The organism is Vreelandella andesensis, from assembly GCF_003989795.1.
Classification (GTDB): domain Bacteria; phylum Pseudomonadota; class Gammaproteobacteria; order Pseudomonadales; family Halomonadaceae; genus Vreelandella; species Vreelandella andesensis.
In genome coordinates this window covers 77944-94297 of sequence record NZ_RZHG01000003.1, presented here as the reverse complement: position 1 = coordinate 94297, position 16354 = coordinate 77944, and the positions used below count along the sequence as shown (strand labels likewise).

Sequence of the window (16354 nt, the reverse complement as noted above, 5' to 3'; positions counted from 1 at the left end):
ACTGCTGGGAGCGGATAGGGGATGACACTACTTTACCGCAGCTACCACGGCTCTGCATCTTGGTGGTGCGCTTTATTCGCTGCCAAACGCTTCTTTTACTAGCGCTTGCACATCGGAGTCGCGACCAAGACTTCCCTTGCGGATAATTGTTGCGGTTCGTTCGGCGTCAGCGGCGCAATAACCAGTGTCGCGCATCAGCTGTGCAGTCGTTTCGCCCGCTACTCAGCTTTCGCGGCTGTACTTTGCTTACGATGCCAGACTGAACAGCGCCACTGTAATAATCGTTTGAACAACCTAGCCGCACAGGGGGACCACGCACAGTTTGAATCCCGATAGCCCCCTGCCGTGCTTTTGCCTACAATAGGCTCCCTTATCACGGGTAGTGTACGCCGTGTTCCACTGATTTCAGGCCAAGGGATAACTCATGCTCGATCCAAAACTGCTGCGCGGTGATCTTGATGCGGCTGCGCAACAACTGGCCCGGCGGGGCTTCGAACTTGATAAAGCGGCACTGCAAGCGCTGGAGTCGCGCCGTCGTGAGTTGCAAACCCAAACTGAGCAGCTGCAAAACGAACGCAATATGCGTTCAAAAGCGATTGGTAAAGCGAAGGCTAACGGTGACGATATTCAGCCGTTGCTGGATGAGGTGAGCGATTTAGGCGAGCGCCTGGATAACGCCAAGAAGGAACTGGCCGAGGTGCAGGAAGAGTGGGACGATGCTATCAGCGGTATTCCCAACCTTCCCCATGAAAGCGTGCCAGAGGGCAAAAGTGAAAACGATAACGTTGAACTTCACCGTTGGGGGGCGCCGCGAGAATTTGATTTTGAGGTGCTTGACCACGTTGATCTTGGCAAGAAGTCTGGCTATCTCGACTTTGAGCTGGCGGCTAAGCTGACAGGCGCTCGCTTTGCGGTTATGCGCGGCCCGATTGCGCGCCTACACCGGGCGCTGGCGCAGTTTATGCTTGACACCCAAACTCAGCAGCACGGTTATGAAGAGTGCTATGTGCCGTATATGGTGAATCGCGATTCGCTGATGGGCACCGGCCAGCTACCGAAATTTGGTGAAGACTTGTTCAAGTTGGATGACGAGCGGGAATACCATCTGATACCAACGTCGGAAGTGCCGCTAACTAACTTCGTGCGGGATGAGATTGTGGATCAGTCGGCATTGCCCATGAAGCTGACTGCCCATACGCCTTGTTTCCGCAGTGAAGCAGGTTCCCATGGGCGCGATACGCGCGGCATGATTCGCCAGCATCAGTTCGATAAAGTAGAAATGGTGCAGATTGTTGAGCCAGAAAAGAGCTATGAAGCCCTGGAAGAGATGCGCGGCCATGCCGAAGCGATTCTTCAAGCATTAGAATTACCTTACCGGGTAGTGACGCTGTGCACTGGCGATATGGGCTTTGGGGCGGCGAAGACCTACGACTTAGAAGTATGGTTGCCCAGCCAAGAAACATACCGGGAAATTTCTTCGGTCTCTAATTGCGAAGATTTCCAAGCGCGTCGCATGCAAGCTCGCTTCCGTCATCCGGAGGTTAAAAAACCACAGTTACTGCACACGCTGAACGGCTCGGGCTTGGCGGTGGGCCGGTGCCTGCTGGCGGTGCTTGAAAACCATCAGCAGGCAGATGGTTCTATTGCGGTTCCTGCTCCTCTGCAACCCTACCTGGGCGGGCTCGAGCGTCTTGCCCTCTAAGCGTCCATTCGACGTTAACCCCGGCATCGATACGAATGGTGCCGGGGCGGTAGTCGCTAGCTGAGCCACTGCCCATCGCATCGCTCTCAGCGCGCATGGCCATCATGCGGGGTTGGAAAATGGGGGCTTGAGTTTCTTCAATGCGCTGCACTTGGCCAAGCCTTACGCCTAGCGTACTGGCCATCAAGTCCGCTTTATGGCGGGCTTTTGCTAGTGCTTTGGTTAGCGCTTCATCGGTGGCCGCGTCACGGTCTTGAAGATCAAACTGAACGCCGTCCAGCGTGTTTACGCCAGCACCTATCAATGCGTCAAATACCTCGCCCAATTGGTCTATATTGGTAAGCTCAACATTGAAAGGGCGCTCTAAGCGGGTGCGCATCAGTGTTTCTTGTTCACCCTCATCGTTGCGCGGGCCAGCAACGTGTTCAGGATAAACATTAAGTGAACCTGCATTGATAGCGCGTTGTTCAATGCCGATGTTTTCCATCGCTTTAATTAGCTCGCTGGCTCGATTTTCAAGCCGTTTGCGGGCGTCGCTCAGTGCGACACTGTCGGTGTCTTCCAAAGTGGAAACCGCTGGCGTGTTTTCCCATAGCCGTGCAGAGAGAGTCGCTTTATCAGGCGCTACTTCCACCCATGACTGTGCTTGGACATGCAGGCTGGGTGGGGTGGGTGGTGCAGCGAGAGCCGCAGATGTTGCGAGGAGGGTGAGAAGCGCGCTACCGAGTAAGCCGTAGCGTAAACGTTTCAGATGTGGAGTTGCCAAGTTCATAGGTGACTACCTTACCGAGAGAGCCAATGATGAGAGTTAACTAACGTAGAGTGTGACGCTGCTTGGAAGAGCGAAGCACAATAAAGTTCATTTGCTTAGAGTAGATGAAAATAGTTGCTTAATATTGTCACGGTGTGTGCAATATTTTGCGAGCAGCCATGGTGTGCAGATAACACGTTAAGGAAAGGACTATGTCGAAGCTATCGGATGAGGATTATCGTAGTATTCCTTTGAATGCGACCCTGGCGCTTGCCGCGCTCGTGGTTATTATTGCGGGTATGAAGGCGGGGGCGGATCTTCTGGTGCCCCTTTTATTAGCGGTATTTATTGCTGTTGTATGTACGTCGCCTGTTCAGTGGCTAAACCGCTGCGGCTTAAGCATGCGTGCTTCTGCTTTTTTGACATTAATGGTGCTGCTGGGATTTATTCCCTTAATTGGCTTGTTGGTAGTAAACAGTTTTAGCACTTTTGTTGAGACGCTACCGGATATCGAATCGCGTTTGTATGAACATTATTGGAATCTGCTGAACGCGCTCTCTCGCCGTGGGCTAGCTATTGATCCTGATCAGCTTAGTAATGTGTTTGCCATGAAAGACGATGGGTCTTGGGTGACGGCGCTATTAGGTGAGCTCGGCAATCTCTTTATGCAGGGCAGTATTATCGGATTATTAGTCATTTTCATGCTGTTCGAAACGCTAAATTTCCGAGATAAAGTGTCGCGCGCTCTTGAGAATCCAGCACCGAGTCTAAAGCGGTTTAGCGAGTTTAGTTTAACGCTAAAACGCTACCTAGCAGTGAAGACCGTTATCAGCTTGACCACTGGGGTTTTAGTGTGGCTTTCCTGTGTAATAGTAGGCGTAGAATTTCCGCTGCTGTGGGGGGTGCTGGCGTTTGCGCTTAACTTTATTCCCAATATCGGTTCGGCCTTGGCGGCGATTCCTCCCGTATTACTATTGCTGGTTTCCCAGGATGGCGGCGCACTGCAGGCGCTTTTATTAGCATCTGCCTATTTGGTGATTAATTTTGTCTTGGGTAATTTAATTGAACCGCGAGTGATGGGGCAGGCATTGGGGCTGTCGACATTTGTAGCGTTTCTTTCATTGGTGGTGTGGGGCTGGATCTTTGGTGCTGCAGGGATGCTGTTATCAGTCGTTCTGACAATGACGTTAAAAATTGCCTTGGATAGCCATCCCCAGACTCGCTGGATTGCCCATTTGCTGGGGCCGGGAGGGCAGAAACGCACGCGTCTTGGCGATGCACGTCGTCCACCGTGGAAGCGCAGAGAGAGCTAGTCGCCGAAGCGTCAATAATAAAAGGAAAGGGGGACGTTCAGAAAATGACGTGTAAAAAGTTACCGCTGGCAAGGCCAGCGGTAACCTTAACGCGGGTTAGGCATTTTGATCGATAAATTGGGTCAGCTGAGATTTAGACTGAGCACCTACCAGCGAAGCCACTTTCGTGCCTGACTTAAATAGCATCACTGTCGGAACGCCGCGTACACCTTGCTCTGCAGCAATTTCAGGCGCATCGTCAACGTTCACGCTAACCACTTTCAGGTTATCACCACGCTCGACAGCAACTTCATCCACCACAGGCGCCATTACTTTACAGGGACCGCACCAGGGAGCCCAAAACTTCAGTAGGACTGGCTGTTCGGCGTTGAGGACTTCTTGCTCAAAATTGGCGTTGGTGACATCAACATTGTTAGCCATTTGTTTCTCCCGTTTGCGTTGCTCTTGCTGTTTCGTTGCCTCAAATGGAGCAACGGTCATTACGTATTTTACTAGCGCGCGTTTACTGCGCCAAGTTGGCAGATGTTAGCGGGCGTGGAAGGTGCTGGCAAATTTCCTATGACGTTTTGACAGCCAGTATGAAAAATAAAGGGGTGTTCGTAGCGTCTAATTTTTATACTATAAGTGAATTATAAGATTATTTTTTATTCAAAATTATGTGCATGAGGCGTTTCATCCCCAAGTACGTGACCTCAAAGTGCTTCGCGGATGGTGCAAGTCAGCAGCGGCGCGAGGATGCGCTTTAACGTGCTTCCTGCATAGATAATAAGGTGAGGATATGAAGCTACAGCAACTTCGCTACATCTGGGAAGTCAATCGACATAACCTGAATGTGTCAGCAACCGCGCAGAGTTTGTTTACCTCGCAGCCAGGTATATCTAAACAAATACGCTTGCTCGAAGATGAGCTAGGTGTTGAGATTTTTGCCCGCAGCGGAAAACACCTTACCCGCGTAACCCCAGCTGGGCTGTCAATTATTGAGCTGGCAGGTCAGGTGTTAAAACTGGCAGAAAATATCAAACAAGTAGCTCAAGAGCACAGCGATGAGTGTCGAGGCAGTTTGTCGATTGCGACCACTCACACCCAAGCACGCTATGCGCTGCCCCCCATCATCAGTGAGTTCACGCTTAAATACCCTGATGTTGCACTACATATGCAGCAGGGCACACCGAAGCAAATTGCTCAGATGGTTAGCGAAGGTCAGGCCGATTTTGCGATTGCCACAGAGTCTCTAGAATTATTTACTGACTTGGTGTTGCTACCTTGCTACCGCTGGAATCGCTGCGTTTTAGTGCCTAAAGGTCACCCGCTGGCATCGATTAATAAGCCGCTAACCCTTCAGGCGCTGGCCGAACATCCACTGGTGACTTATGTGTTTGGGTTTACAGGCCGATCGCAGCTAGATGATGCGTTTAAGGCCCAGGGGCTAACGCCGAATGTGGTGTTAACGGCCGCCGATGCCGACGTGATTAAAACCTATGTGCGGCTGGGAATGGGCGTTGGTATCGTTGCCCACATGGCGATTGATTCAGTGTTAGATGAGGATTTGGTGGCGCTGGATGCAAGCCACTTGTTCGCTAGCTCTACGACTAAAATTGGTATCCGACGTGGCACCTTTATGCGCGGCTACATGTACGACTTCTTGGCTCGCTTTGCACCGCATCTTACCCGGGAGTTGGTAGACGAGGCCTTGTTAGCTGGCCCACGCTTTGAGCACGGGCTGTTTGAGGGAGTCGAGCTTCCTGAACATTAGGAGCAACCAGATAGACAATGAATAGCGCTTAATCTTAATGCCTGGGCGCTATTCACTGTTCGATACCATACTGTTTAATAATAGCTGTTTGATAAGAGCTGTTTGATAAGAGCTGTGGTTAATAAACAGTGTTACTAATAAGCGCTGTGCGTTTTATCAATATCAGTGCTGTAAGTGAAGGCCGCACTCACGTTTATCTTCCACTTTGGTAGGGTCAAAGTAGTCAAAGTTGTTAGGTAGGTCGTGAGCCTCAAGGTAGTAGTGCATATCTTTTGCTGTCCACTGAAGCAGCGGGGCGATTTTCAACAAGCCACCGCTGTTACGGCTGGCAGGCTGCATTTTAGCCCGCTCTGGTGTGTCCTCTGCCCTTAGGGCGGTGAACCATATGTCTGGCTGCATTTCCCGCAGAGCGCGCTCAAACGGCTCAATTTTCACTTCTTCGGTAAAGGCCGCATGGCGTGGGTCGTCAATAGTAGGCATTGCCCCTTCTAGTGCTTCACGGTGGGCGCGAGTTCGCTTTGGAATAAAGCTGACCATGTTCAAGTTCAGCCGCTGGATTAAGGCATCGGCGAATTGGTAGGTGGCTTCAGTGTTGTAGCCACTATCCATCCAAATGATGGGGATGTCGGGGCGTACCTGGGTCACCATATGCAGAATCACTGCTTCAAATGGCCGAAAGTTGGTTGTGCAAATAGGGCGCTTGCCTTGGCTAAACGCCCATTCAATCAGGCCTTGGGGATTATTGGCAAAATCACGGTTAATGTTGTCAAGCGCTGAGGACATGCTGCCTCCTGTCATAAGAACGATTATGACACTAGGCTACCAAAGTGAGTGGGCTTAGCCCCAATACCGTTTGGTTTGGCTTTTATATTACTTTTTGATTTAAAAAAGATGCGTTTTATTCCAGAGCGCTAATAAGATGGCAGATTTTGTCCAATGTCTCCGTGTATTCCTCGTCTGCTTTGGAGTCGGCGACTAATCCACCCCCACCCCAAACATGCAACCTGCCTGCATCTGCCACCATGGTGCGTATAGCAATGGATGTGTCCATGCTGCCTCGTTTATCAATGTAGCCAAGGCTTCCGCAATAAACACTACGCTGACAAGGCTCCAGCTCGTCGATAATTTGCATGGCGCGTATTTTAGGTGCGCCAGTAATAGAGCCACCAGGGAAGGCGGCGGTAAGAAGAGACAGTGGCGAGTGGTGTGTGGCGAGCTGGCCTTGTACGACGCTTACCAGGTGATGCACGTTGGGATAGCTCTCCAGCTGACACAGCTGCGGTACACGAATAGACCCAGGGGCACAAACTCGCCCCAAATCATTGCGCAGCAAGTCCACAATCATGACATTTTCGGCGCGGTCTTTGGTGCTGCTTAATAGCTGTTCTGCTAGGGCGATATCCTCTTCCGGCGACCCGCCTCTTGGTCGTGTGCCTTTGATTGGACGTGTTTCCACTTGCCCGTCTCTGCACTGTATAAAGCGTTCAGGGGAAAGTGACAGCACCGCTTGGTTTTCCCATGCCATAAAGCCTGAAAAGGGCGTCGGTGTTGCCTTACGCAGGCGTAGATAAGCTTGCCATTCATCGCCCTCGTAACGCGCTGTAAATCGCTGAGCAAGGTTAATTTGATAGCAGTCGCCAGCGCGAATGTAGCGCTGAACTGCATTAAAACGTTCGGTATAATCCGCTTGGCTAAGTTCAGCCTGGAAGGGGCTGCTTAGTTGAAAGTCTTTTTCAAAGCTGGCAGGTGAGCGAGTAAGCCACTTCAGAACCTGTTGTTGGCGTGACGTTGATGCAATGAGCCATGCGGTTTGCATTTCGTGATCGAAGGTAATGCACCAGTCGTATAGCCCAAGGCGTGCTAAAGGCAAATTAGTGACACTGGGCTGGCGGCTGGGTATCGCAAGATGATTGCGTCCTAGGTCATAACTCCAGTAGCCAATCAGGCCGCCTAAAAACGGCAGATCGCTAGTGTTGTCTGCATTGGGCAGCTGTTCGAGCATCCACTGCTGCTGGGCGGTCATATCGCCTGCGAGTGCTGCAGGAAGTTCAAGTTGCGCTGACGTGAAGTGGGTTTGCCCGTTTGGCATGACTTCTAGCGTGGCTAACGGATCGCTACTAATAATATCGTAACGCCCATTCGCTGAAGGGCGGCCGCTATCAAGCAACACCGCACCATGACGCTTTCGCAGGCGAGCAAAGGTCTCCAGTGGCGTAGAAAAGTAGGGCATGGCTTTAATGGTCAATGCCGATGTCATGAAACAAACGCCTAGCCAATGTAAGGCATCGCATTCTAGAGGTCGTTAATTGATCACACCAGTGCCCAGTGCTGACGCCTTTCTCACGATAGTTTTAATATATTTAACGAAAAAAGGATGATTGTTGACATTAAGCCAAGAATAAATAATTGAGTTACACGAAAGGCGAATAAAATCGACCATTTTGACCAGTTGACGGCATAAATGTGACAAGCTAAAGTTCTCTCACTTCATAATTGTCGACAATTAACCATGAGCTCACTTGTTACTTTTTCTCGTTCTACTGCTGATACGCCCAATGATCGGGTCTCCCCAGAAGTTCGAACGTTGGCTGAACGGGTCTTTCATCAGCTGCAAGATGCCATTGTGCGTGGAGAGCTGGCGCCGGGTAGCAAAATTACCGAGCCGGGGCTTTCTAAAACGTACGGTATTTCTCGTGGGCCGCTGCGCGAAGCTATGCGCCGTTTAGAAGCGCACCGCTTAATTGAACGTGTTCCACACGTGGGCGCGCGAGTCGTTAAGCTTTCTATGAAAGAGCTGCTTGAATTGTTTGATGTGCGCGAAGCGCTTGAGAGCATGGCCGCACGCTTGGCTGCCGAGCATATGTCTGCTGAAGAGATCAGGGGGCTGCGAGAAGTGCTTGCGCTTCATGAAAGGCAGGCAGATCTCAAGCGTGGCGAAGCTTATTATCAGCGCGAAGGCGATCTCGACTTCCACTATCGCATTGTTCAAGGCAGCCATAATAAGATGCTGATGAACTTGCTTTGCGATGATCTTTACTACCTGGTGCGTCTTTACCGCACCCAATTCAGCGCCAGCGGTAAGCGGCCCCAACTCGCCTTTGTAGAGCACCACCGCATTGTGGATGCTATTGAAGCTGGTGATGCTGAGCTTGCTGAGCTGCTGATGCGACGCCACGTTAGTGCTTCTCGGGCCAACGTCGCCGACCGTTACGCCGCTATTCTTGAACAACAATCAACACCATCAGCGGATTAGTTCGATACGCCTATCCGCCAAGCCTTTTAAAGGAGCCATGCCAATGTCCACTTCAACTACTCTCACGCCAGGTGCTCGCTTTCGTGCTGCGTTAGAAGCGAACCGCCCACTGCCGATTCTAGGCACGATTAACGCGTATACCGCGATGATGGCCGATCGAGTGGGGCATCAAGCAATTTATCTATCGGGCGGCGGCGTGGCTAACGCGTCTTTTGGCTTGCCGGACTTGGGTATGACCAGCATGAACGACGTGGTGGAAGATGCGCATCGTATCTGCGGCGCTACCGACCTTCCGTTGCTGGTGGATATCGATACGGGCTGGGGCGGTGCTTTTAATATTTCTCGTACCGTTAAAGAGATGCAGCGCGCAGGTGTTGCTGCTGTTCATCTGGAAGACCAAGTGGCTCAAAAGCGCTGCGGCCATCGCCCGAATAAAGCCATTGTCTCCCAGCAGGAAATGGTGGACCGCATCAAAGCCGCTGCGGATGCCAAATTAGATTCTGATTTTTACCTGATCGCCCGTACCGATGCGTTTCAGAAAGAGGGCCTAGACGCTGCCATCGATCGCGCTAATGCCTGCGTGGAAGCAGGGGCAGACGCAATCTTCGCCGAAGCCGTACATACGCTGGATGATTATCGTGCGTTCTGTTCGCGCGTCAATGCGCCGATTCTGGCTAACATTACTGAATTTGGTGCGACGCCGCTGTTCTCCCAGCAGGAGCTGGGCGAGGTGGGCTGTCGGATGGTGCTCTATCCGCTGTCTGCTTTCCGCGCCATGAATGCTGCCGCTCTGAAGGTGTACCAAAGCATCTTGGATAACGGTCACCAAAAAGAGGTCGTCGACCTCATGCAGACCCGCGATGAGCTGTACGACTTTTTGAATTATCACGATTTCGAGCAAAAGCTCGACGCGCTCTTTGTCGAGCAGAAAGACGCTTAATAGTTACTAATATAATCAATAACGTAAAACATACAAAAAGAGCTAAAGGGAGACACGACATGGCTGATAAACCACAAAATAGCGCAGGACTCCGTGGTCAAAGCGCTGGTGCTACGGCGCTATGCACGGTAGGAAAAACGGGTTCCGGATTAACCTACCGTGGTTTTGATATTAAAGAATTGGCCGAAAAGGCGAAGTTTGAAGAAGTTGCGTATTTGTTATTGAAAGGCAAGCTGCCGAACCAAGCTGAGCTTGATGGCTACATTACCAAGTTGAAGGGACTTCGCGGTTTACCCGATGCGCTGAAAACCGTACTAGAGCAAATCCCGAAGGACGCGCATCCGATGGATGTTATGCGCACCGGTACTTCTATGCTTGGCAACCTGGAAACAGAAGAGAGCTTCGACCAGCAGCAGGACGTATCTGACCGGCTGTTAGCGGTGCTGCCCTCAATTATTTGCTACTGGTACCGTTTCAGCCACGACGGCGTTCGCATTGATACCGAAACCGACGATGCCTCGGTAGGCGGTCACTTCCTGAATATGCTGCGCGGTGAGCCTGCCTCTGAGTTACATGCACGGGTAATGAATGTATCGCTGATTCTATACGCCGAGCATGAGTTCAATGCATCTACCTTCACGGCACGGGTTTGCGCGTCGACGCTTTCTGACATGCATTCGTGTGTTACTGGTGCGATTGGTTCACTGCGCGGCCCGCTGCATGGGGGGGCTAACGAAGCGGCCATGGCGATGATCGAAAACTGGGCATCGCCGGAAGAAGCCGAGCGCGAAATGCTCGGTATGCTTGAGCGCAAAGAGAAGATCATGGGCTTTGGCCATGCGATTTATCGCGAGTCCGACCCGCGTAATGAAATCATCAAAGAGTGGTCGAAAAAGCTAGCCGATGACGTAGGCGACAGCGTGCTATATCCGGTTTCTGTGCGCTGTGAAGAGATCATGTGGCGGGAGAAAAAACTCTTTTGCAACGCGGACTTTTTCCATGCCAGTGCTTACCACTTCATGGATATTCCGACCAAGCTGTTTACGCCTATCTTCGTGATGTCCCGTTTGACGGGGTGGGCAGCCCATGTGTTTGAACAGCGCGCCAATAACCGCATCATTCGTCCCAGCGCCGACTACACTGGTCCTGAGAAGAGCGAGTGGGTACCTATCGAGGCGCGTGACTAACCCTCAACGGGCCGTGATTAAGTGAGAGGCATTATGAACACGAATTATCGCAAGCCGCTGCCAGGCGTGACGGCAGAAGGGGCTCCGGTAGATTTTTTCGACGCGCGCCAAGCCGTTGAAGATATCAAGCCCGGCGCCTACGCGACGCTGCCCTACACCTCTAGAGTGTTGGCTGAGCAGCTGGTTCGCCGCTGCGACCCAGCGCTGTTAACCGACGCATTGAAGCAGCTCATCGAGCGTAAACAAGATTTGGATTTCCCCTGGTACCCGGCACGCGTCGTGTGTCACGACATCTTGGGGCAAACCGCGTTGGTTGACCTCGCTGGCCTTAGGGATGCTATTGCTGAGAAGGGTGGTGACCCAGCTAAAGTAAATCCTGTGGTGCCTACGCAGCTGATCGTTGACCATTCATTGGCCGTTGAGCACGCTGGGTTCGAGAAAGACGCCTTCGAGAAAAACCGCCAGGTGGAAGATCGCCGTAACGATGATCGCTTTCATTTCATCAACTGGACCAAAGTGGCTTTTGAGAACGTCGATGTAATTCCCCCAGGCAACGGCATAATGCACCAGATCAATCTGGAGAAAATGTCGCCGGTGGTGCAGTGCCGCCCTGATGAACAAGGCGTGCGTATTGCTTACCCCGATACCTGTGTCGGTACCGATAGCCACACGCCGATGGTCGATGCGCTCGGTGTCATTTCCGTCGGCGTTGGTGGTCTTGAAGCCGAAAGTGTCATGCTTGGGCGTGCTTCGATGATGCGCCTGCCTGATATCGTCGGTGTAGAACTGTCCGGCAAGCTGCAGCCAGGCATCACCAGCACCGATATGGTGTTAGCGATTACCGAATTCCTGCGTAAAGAGCGCGTGGTAGGTGCCTACCTGGAATTTTACGGTGAAGGTGCCGACGCGTTAACCGTAGGCGACCGAGCGACCATTTCCAACATGACGCCAGAGTACGGTGCCACGGCGGCGATGTTCTACATCGACAACCAAACCATTGATTATCTCAAGCTCACAGGGCGTGAAGATGAGCAGGTTGCATTGGTCGAAGCCTACGCAAAACATACGGGGCTGTGGGCCGATAGCTTAAAAACGGCTGAGTACGGTCGGATACTGCGTTTTGATCTTTCAAGCGTTACCCGCACGTTAGCAGGGCCTTCAAATCCGCATGCGCATTTGCCCACCTCGGAGCTGGCTCAGCGCGGTATTGCTATCGATCTGGATAAAGCGCGTGCAGACGAGCAGGCGGGCAGAATGCCAGACGGCGCGGTTATCATTGCTGCTATTACCAGTTGTACGAATACCTCTAACCCGCGCAACATGGTGGCGGCAGGCTTAATTGCCCGCAATGCCAATCGCTTAGGGCTAACCCGTAAGCCGTGGGTAAAGTCGTCGCTGGCGCCTGGTTCGAAAACCGTCAAAATGTATTTAGAAGAAGCCAAGTTGATGGATGAGCTTGAAAACCTTGGCTTTGGCGTAGTGGCTTACGCCTGTACGACCTGTAACGGTATGTCGGGTGCGCTGGACCCGACGATTCAGAAAGAGATTATCGACCGTGATCTTTATGCGACGGCGGTGCTCTCTGGTAACCGTAACTTTGACGGACGTATTCACCCGTATGCCAAGCAGGCATTTTTGGCATCGCCACCATTAGTGGTTGCCTACGCGATTGCGGGCACTATTCGCTTTGATATTGAGAAAGACGTGCTGGGTATCGATCATGACGGTAACCCTGTCACGCTGAAAGATATATGGCCCGACGATAGCGAAATCGATGCGATTGTGAAGGCCTCTGTGAAGCCGGAACAGTTCCGTCAAACCTATATCCCAATGTTTGACCTCGACAAAAGTGCCCGCACTCAGGTGAGCCCGCTTTACGAATGGCGGCCCCAAAGTACCTATATTCGTCGCCCGCCCTATTGGGAAGGCAATATGGCGAAAGAGCGCGGCTTGAAAGGCATGCGCCCATTGGCGATTTTGCCGGACAACATCACCACCGATCACTTGTCGCCCTCTAACGCGATCATGTTGGACAGCGCCGCAGGTGAGTACCTGGATAAGATGGGCCTGCCCGAAGAGGACTTTAACTCCTACGCGACCCATCGCGGCGATCATCTAACCGCCCAGCGGGCTACATTGGCGAACCCCAAACTGTTTAACGAAATGGTACACGATGAGCAGGGTAGTGTTCTGCAAGGGTCGCTGGCACGTGTTGAACCCGAAGGCACCGTGACGCGAATGTGGGAAGCCATTGAAACCTACATGGCGCGTAAGCAGCCGCTAATCATTATTGCGGGTGCCGACTATGGCCAGGGCTCTTCGCGGGACTGGGCGGCCAAAGGCGTTGCACTGGCGGGTGTTGAGGCCATTGTGGCCGAGGGCTTTGAGCGTATTCACCGTACCAACTTAATTGGCATGGGAGTGATGCCGCTTCAATTTGAAGAGGGTACTTCGCGTAAAACGTTGCAATTAGACGGTACTGAAGTTTTTGACGTGGAAGGTGCGCCTCAGCCAGGAGCCAAGCTAACGCTGATTATCCATCGCCTGAGCGGTACGACCGAGCGTGTACCGGTGATCTGTCGCATTGATACTGCCGAAGAGGTGACGATTTACTCCGCTGGTGGAGTATTGCAGCGTTTCGCCCAGGACTTTCTTGAGTCCACCGCGGCGTAGCCAAGCAGGCGTTTACTAGCGCCAAGGCGATAACTGAAAGAGCCCGTCGCTAAGCGCCGGGCTCTTTTTTCGGCATGTTGTTATTGAACATGGTTATTGAGCATGGTTATTGAGAATAGCCATTAAGAATGGCTGGGGAGCGTTGTTTATGTCTCATGTTGGACAAATTAGTATTCCTGCTACGTATATGCGCGGGGGCACCAGTAAAGGGGTTTTCTTCACCCTGAATGACTTACCCGAGGCGGCTAGAGTGCCGGGGGCGGCGCGAGATAAACTATTAATGAGGGTGATTGGCAGTCCTGATCCCTATGAAAAACAAATTGATGGCATGGGGGGCGCAACGTCCAGCACTAGCAAGACAGTGATTCTCTCTAAAAGTAAGTCGCCAGATCATGATGTGGACTACCTGTTTGGCCAAGTCTCTATTGATAAGCCGTATGTAGATTGGAGCGGTAACTGCGGTAACTTGTCAGCAGCAGTAGGCCCGTATGCGATTGCCAATGGATTAATTGATCCCGCTAAAATACCGGAAAACGGTATCGCTGAGGTGCGTATTTGGCAGGTCAACATCAACAAGACCATTGTCTCTCAAGTCCCTATTGTTAATGGTCAGGTTCAGGAAACCGGCGATTTTGAGTTAGATGGCGTAACTTTTCCTGCCGCTGAAATCCCCGTAGCCTTTATGGAGCCTGCTGATGGGGAGGGGGCAATTTTCCCAACGGGCAACGTGGTTGATGATTTGGAGGTGCCCGGCGTTGGCGTTCTGAAAGCCACGCTGATTAATGCTGGTATCCCCACCGTGTTTATTAACGCTCAGGATATTGGCTATACCGGCTGTGAGCTTCAGGAGGCAATTAATAGCGACACTAAAGCGCTCGCTATGTTCGAGACGATTCGTGCTCATGGTGCCGTGCGTATGGGCTTGATTAAGCACCTTGATGAAGCGGCCAGTCGCCAGCACACGCCGAAGGTAGCCTTTGTTGCTCCGCCTGCTAGCTATACGGCCTCCAGCGGCAAAGCGGTAAGCGCGGATAACATTGATCTTGTTGTGAGAGCGCTCTCGATGGGTAAACTACACCACGCAATGATGGGAACTGCAGCGGTTGCCATTGGTGCAGCAGCAGCTATTCAAGGCACGTTAGTCAATTTGGCCGCAGGTGGTGAAGCGCGTGAAGCCGTTACCTTTGGGCATCCTTCAGGCGCATTGCGCGTCGGTGCAAAAGCTAGCTTGGCAGACGGGCGCTGGCAGATCGATCAAGCCGTGATGAGCCGAAGCGCACGGGTGTTAATGGAAGGTTCCGTACGAATACCCGGTGATAGCTTTTTAATGAATGTTTAAATAGCGCTAACGCGGGGTTTCTTCGGGGCAGGGAGGCAGACTTCAAAAGCATTGAATCACACACATTTTTGTAGCGTTCACCGCCGCTAGGAGACCCCAAGCGGCGGCTTCAGTGTGATGTGATATGAGTTTTACGCTTATCTCTTCTTTAGCAACTCTTTAGCGACTTACTCTTCAACTGCCACTTGATCGCGCATACGATTAACCGTGGCAGGGCCAATGCCGCTTACGCGGGTAAGGTCATCTGCATCAGCAAACGCACCATTATCTTCGCGCTCTTCAATGATGGCTGCTGCGCGGCTGGGGCCGATACCAGGTAGTTCGGCAAGTAGCTCAGCATCCGCTGTGTTCACATTAATAGGTGCTATGTCTTGTGCCAAAACGAGGCTCGAAATACCTAGGCTCAAGCTGAATAGCAGTGCAGCAAATAGTCCTTTTAGCGTTGTTTGCATTATTAGCATCCTCATAGATTTCCCTGGAGCCGCCTACCTATAGATAGTTATGCAGGGTAGTTGTCTTAAGTAGTGATAGGTTGCAGCGGTTTGCGTAAGCAAAGAGGCTCCCTGTTTCTTCCATGTCCCTTTGCCTTGGTTAAACTAATACGTTTACAGGAGAAGTGCTGTAAGACATTAACCATGATGTTTGTAAGATTTTTACTCTCTGATAATGGTTAATCGCTTACACAGCAGGGGTGGGATGACTGTTATAATGCTGCCAAATGAAACATGGAGTTAAGCGCAGTGGCTACTGATTCCCCTTTGATTATCGCTTTGGATTATTCTTCTCTTGATGCGGCTTTATGCATGGCAGACCAGCTTGATCCTAAGCGCTGTCGGGTAAAAGTGGGGAAAGAGCTGTTTACCCGCAGTGGCCCCGCGGTGCTGGAAGCTTTGCATGGTCGTGGTTTTGAAATTTTCTTAGACTTAAAATTTCATGACATTCCCAATACGGTGGCAGGCGCGGTGCAGGCGGCGGCAGAGCAAGGCGTGTGGATGGTTAATGTTCATGCTTGCGGTGGCCGCAAGATGATGGAGGCGGCCGCCAAGCGTTTAGATGATCATAGATTAAGCACACATCTTATCGCTGTTACCGTGTTAACCAGTATGCAAGCTGAGGACCTACGTGAGACGGGCATTGATGACACGCCAGAAGCGCATGTCTTACGTTTAGCCGCATTAACTCAGCAGAGCGGACTAGGCGGCGTTGTTTGTTCAGCTCAAGAAGCTGCGCAAATCAAGTCGCTCTTTGGCAACGATTTTTTGAAGGTAACCCCAGGAATACGGCCTAGTTTTGCTGCGGCTAATGACCAGGAGCGTATTATGACGCCAAGCGATGCAATGCGTGTTGGCAGTACACACTTAGTGATTGGGCGACCGATTACCCAGGCCAAAGAGCCAATGATGGCGTTAGCCTCCATTGAAGCCGAATTGGCGGGCTGATAGT

Annotated in this window: 15 protein-coding genes; 9 read left to right on the top strand and 6 right to left on the bottom strand. The window is 51.8% G+C overall.

The features are described 5' to 3' along the window. Nucleotides 1-72 precede the first annotated feature (72 nt). Entirely contained in the window at nucleotides 73-195 is a 123-nt protein-coding gene (locus tag ELY33_RS01750) for a DUF4202 domain-containing protein (protein WP_244208542.1), read from the bottom strand. 229 nt (nucleotides 196-424) lie between these two features. Between ELY33_RS01750 and serS the strand changes: the two genes are divergently transcribed. Then, nucleotides 425-1702, top strand: coding sequence for a serine--tRNA ligase (serS, locus tag ELY33_RS01745; protein ID WP_126943014.1), 1278 nt, complete (start codon nucleotides 425-427; stop codon nucleotides 1700-1702). Here serS and ELY33_RS01740 read toward each other — a convergent pair. Next, entirely contained in the window at nucleotides 1641-2474 is an 834-nt protein-coding gene (locus ELY33_RS01740; RefSeq protein ID WP_126943011.1) for an SIMPL domain-containing protein, read from the bottom strand. The two genes, serS and ELY33_RS01740, sit on opposite strands and share 62 nt — an antisense overlap. A 191-nt stretch (nucleotides 2475-2665) precedes the next feature. On the opposite strand from ELY33_RS01740, the gene ELY33_RS01735 reads away from it, so the two are divergent. Beyond that, nucleotides 2666-3766: an AI-2E family transporter gene (locus tag ELY33_RS01735; protein ID WP_126943008.1), complete on the top strand. Its 1101-nt coding sequence runs from the start codon at nucleotides 2666-2668 to the stop codon at nucleotides 3764-3766. Between the two features lie 96 nt (nucleotides 3767-3862). Here the strand turns inward: ELY33_RS01735 and trxA are convergent, their stop codons facing one another. Beyond that, nucleotides 3863-4246, bottom strand: a complete 384-nt coding sequence (gene trxA, locus ELY33_RS01730; protein ID WP_126943005.1) for a thioredoxin — start codon at nucleotides 4244-4246, stop codon at nucleotides 3863-3865. Between the two features lie 298 nt (nucleotides 4247-4544). Between trxA and cysB the strand changes: the two genes are divergently transcribed. Further along, nucleotides 4545-5519: an HTH-type transcriptional regulator CysB gene (cysB, locus tag ELY33_RS01725; RefSeq protein WP_126943002.1), complete on the top strand. Its 975-nt coding sequence runs from the start codon at nucleotides 4545-4547 to the stop codon at nucleotides 5517-5519. A 162-nt stretch (nucleotides 5520-5681) separates the two neighbouring features. Here the strand turns inward: cysB and ELY33_RS01720 are convergent, their stop codons facing one another. Both ELY33_RS01720 and pabB read right to left on the bottom strand, forming a co-directional pair. Beyond that, the gene (locus tag ELY33_RS01720) at nucleotides 5682-6302 is read right to left on the bottom strand and encodes a phosphoadenosine phosphosulfate reductase domain-containing protein (protein ID WP_126942999.1); all 621 of its coding nucleotides are present in this window, start codon (nucleotides 6300-6302) and stop codon (nucleotides 5682-5684) included. 115 nt (nucleotides 6303-6417) lie between these two features. Continuing rightward, nucleotides 6418-7776: an aminodeoxychorismate synthase component I gene (pabB, locus tag ELY33_RS01715; protein WP_126942996.1), complete on the bottom strand. Its 1359-nt coding sequence runs from the start codon at nucleotides 7774-7776 to the stop codon at nucleotides 6418-6420. Nucleotides 7777-8028: 252 nt separating this feature from the next. Here pabB and ELY33_RS01710 point away from each other — a divergent pair, with 252 nt between their 5' ends. The 5 genes from ELY33_RS01710 (at nucleotide 8029) to prpF (ending at nucleotide 14911) form a co-directional block, all read left to right on the top strand. Continuing rightward, complete coding sequence (locus ELY33_RS01710) at nucleotides 8029-8772, top strand: GntR family transcriptional regulator (protein ID WP_126942993.1); 744 nt, start codon at nucleotides 8029-8031, stop codon at nucleotides 8770-8772. 43 nt (nucleotides 8773-8815) lie between these two features. Continuing rightward, complete coding sequence (prpB, locus tag ELY33_RS01705) at nucleotides 8816-9712, top strand: methylisocitrate lyase (protein WP_126942991.1); 897 nt, start codon at nucleotides 8816-8818, stop codon at nucleotides 9710-9712. 59 nt (nucleotides 9713-9771) lie between these two features. After that, nucleotides 9772-10899 carry a bifunctional 2-methylcitrate synthase/citrate synthase gene (prpC, locus tag ELY33_RS01700; RefSeq protein ID WP_126942989.1) on the top strand — a complete coding sequence of 376 codons (1128 nt, stop codon included), beginning with the start codon at nucleotides 9772-9774 and terminating at the stop codon, nucleotides 10897-10899. A 33-nt stretch (nucleotides 10900-10932) separates the two neighbouring features. Next, complete coding sequence (gene acnD, locus ELY33_RS01695) at nucleotides 10933-13572, top strand: Fe/S-dependent 2-methylisocitrate dehydratase AcnD (protein ID WP_126942986.1); 2640 nt, start codon at nucleotides 10933-10935, stop codon at nucleotides 13570-13572. Nucleotides 13573-13720: 148 nt separating this feature from the next. Further along, nucleotides 13721-14911: a 2-methylaconitate cis-trans isomerase PrpF gene (gene prpF, locus ELY33_RS01690; protein ID WP_126942983.1), complete on the top strand. Its 1191-nt coding sequence runs from the start codon at nucleotides 13721-13723 to the stop codon at nucleotides 14909-14911. 167 nt (nucleotides 14912-15078) lie between these two features. Here the strand turns inward: prpF and ELY33_RS01685 are convergent, their stop codons facing one another. Next, nucleotides 15079-15363, bottom strand: a complete 285-nt coding sequence (locus ELY33_RS01685) for a ComEA family DNA-binding protein (protein WP_126942980.1) — start codon at nucleotides 15361-15363, stop codon at nucleotides 15079-15081. 288 nt (nucleotides 15364-15651) lie between these two features. On the opposite strand from ELY33_RS01685, the gene pyrF reads away from it, so the two are divergent. Next, on the top strand, nucleotides 15652-16350 hold the full coding sequence (pyrF, locus tag ELY33_RS01680) for an orotidine-5'-phosphate decarboxylase (protein WP_126942977.1): 699 nt from the start codon (nucleotides 15652-15654) through the stop codon (nucleotides 16348-16350). Nucleotides 16351-16354: the final 4 nt, after the last annotated feature.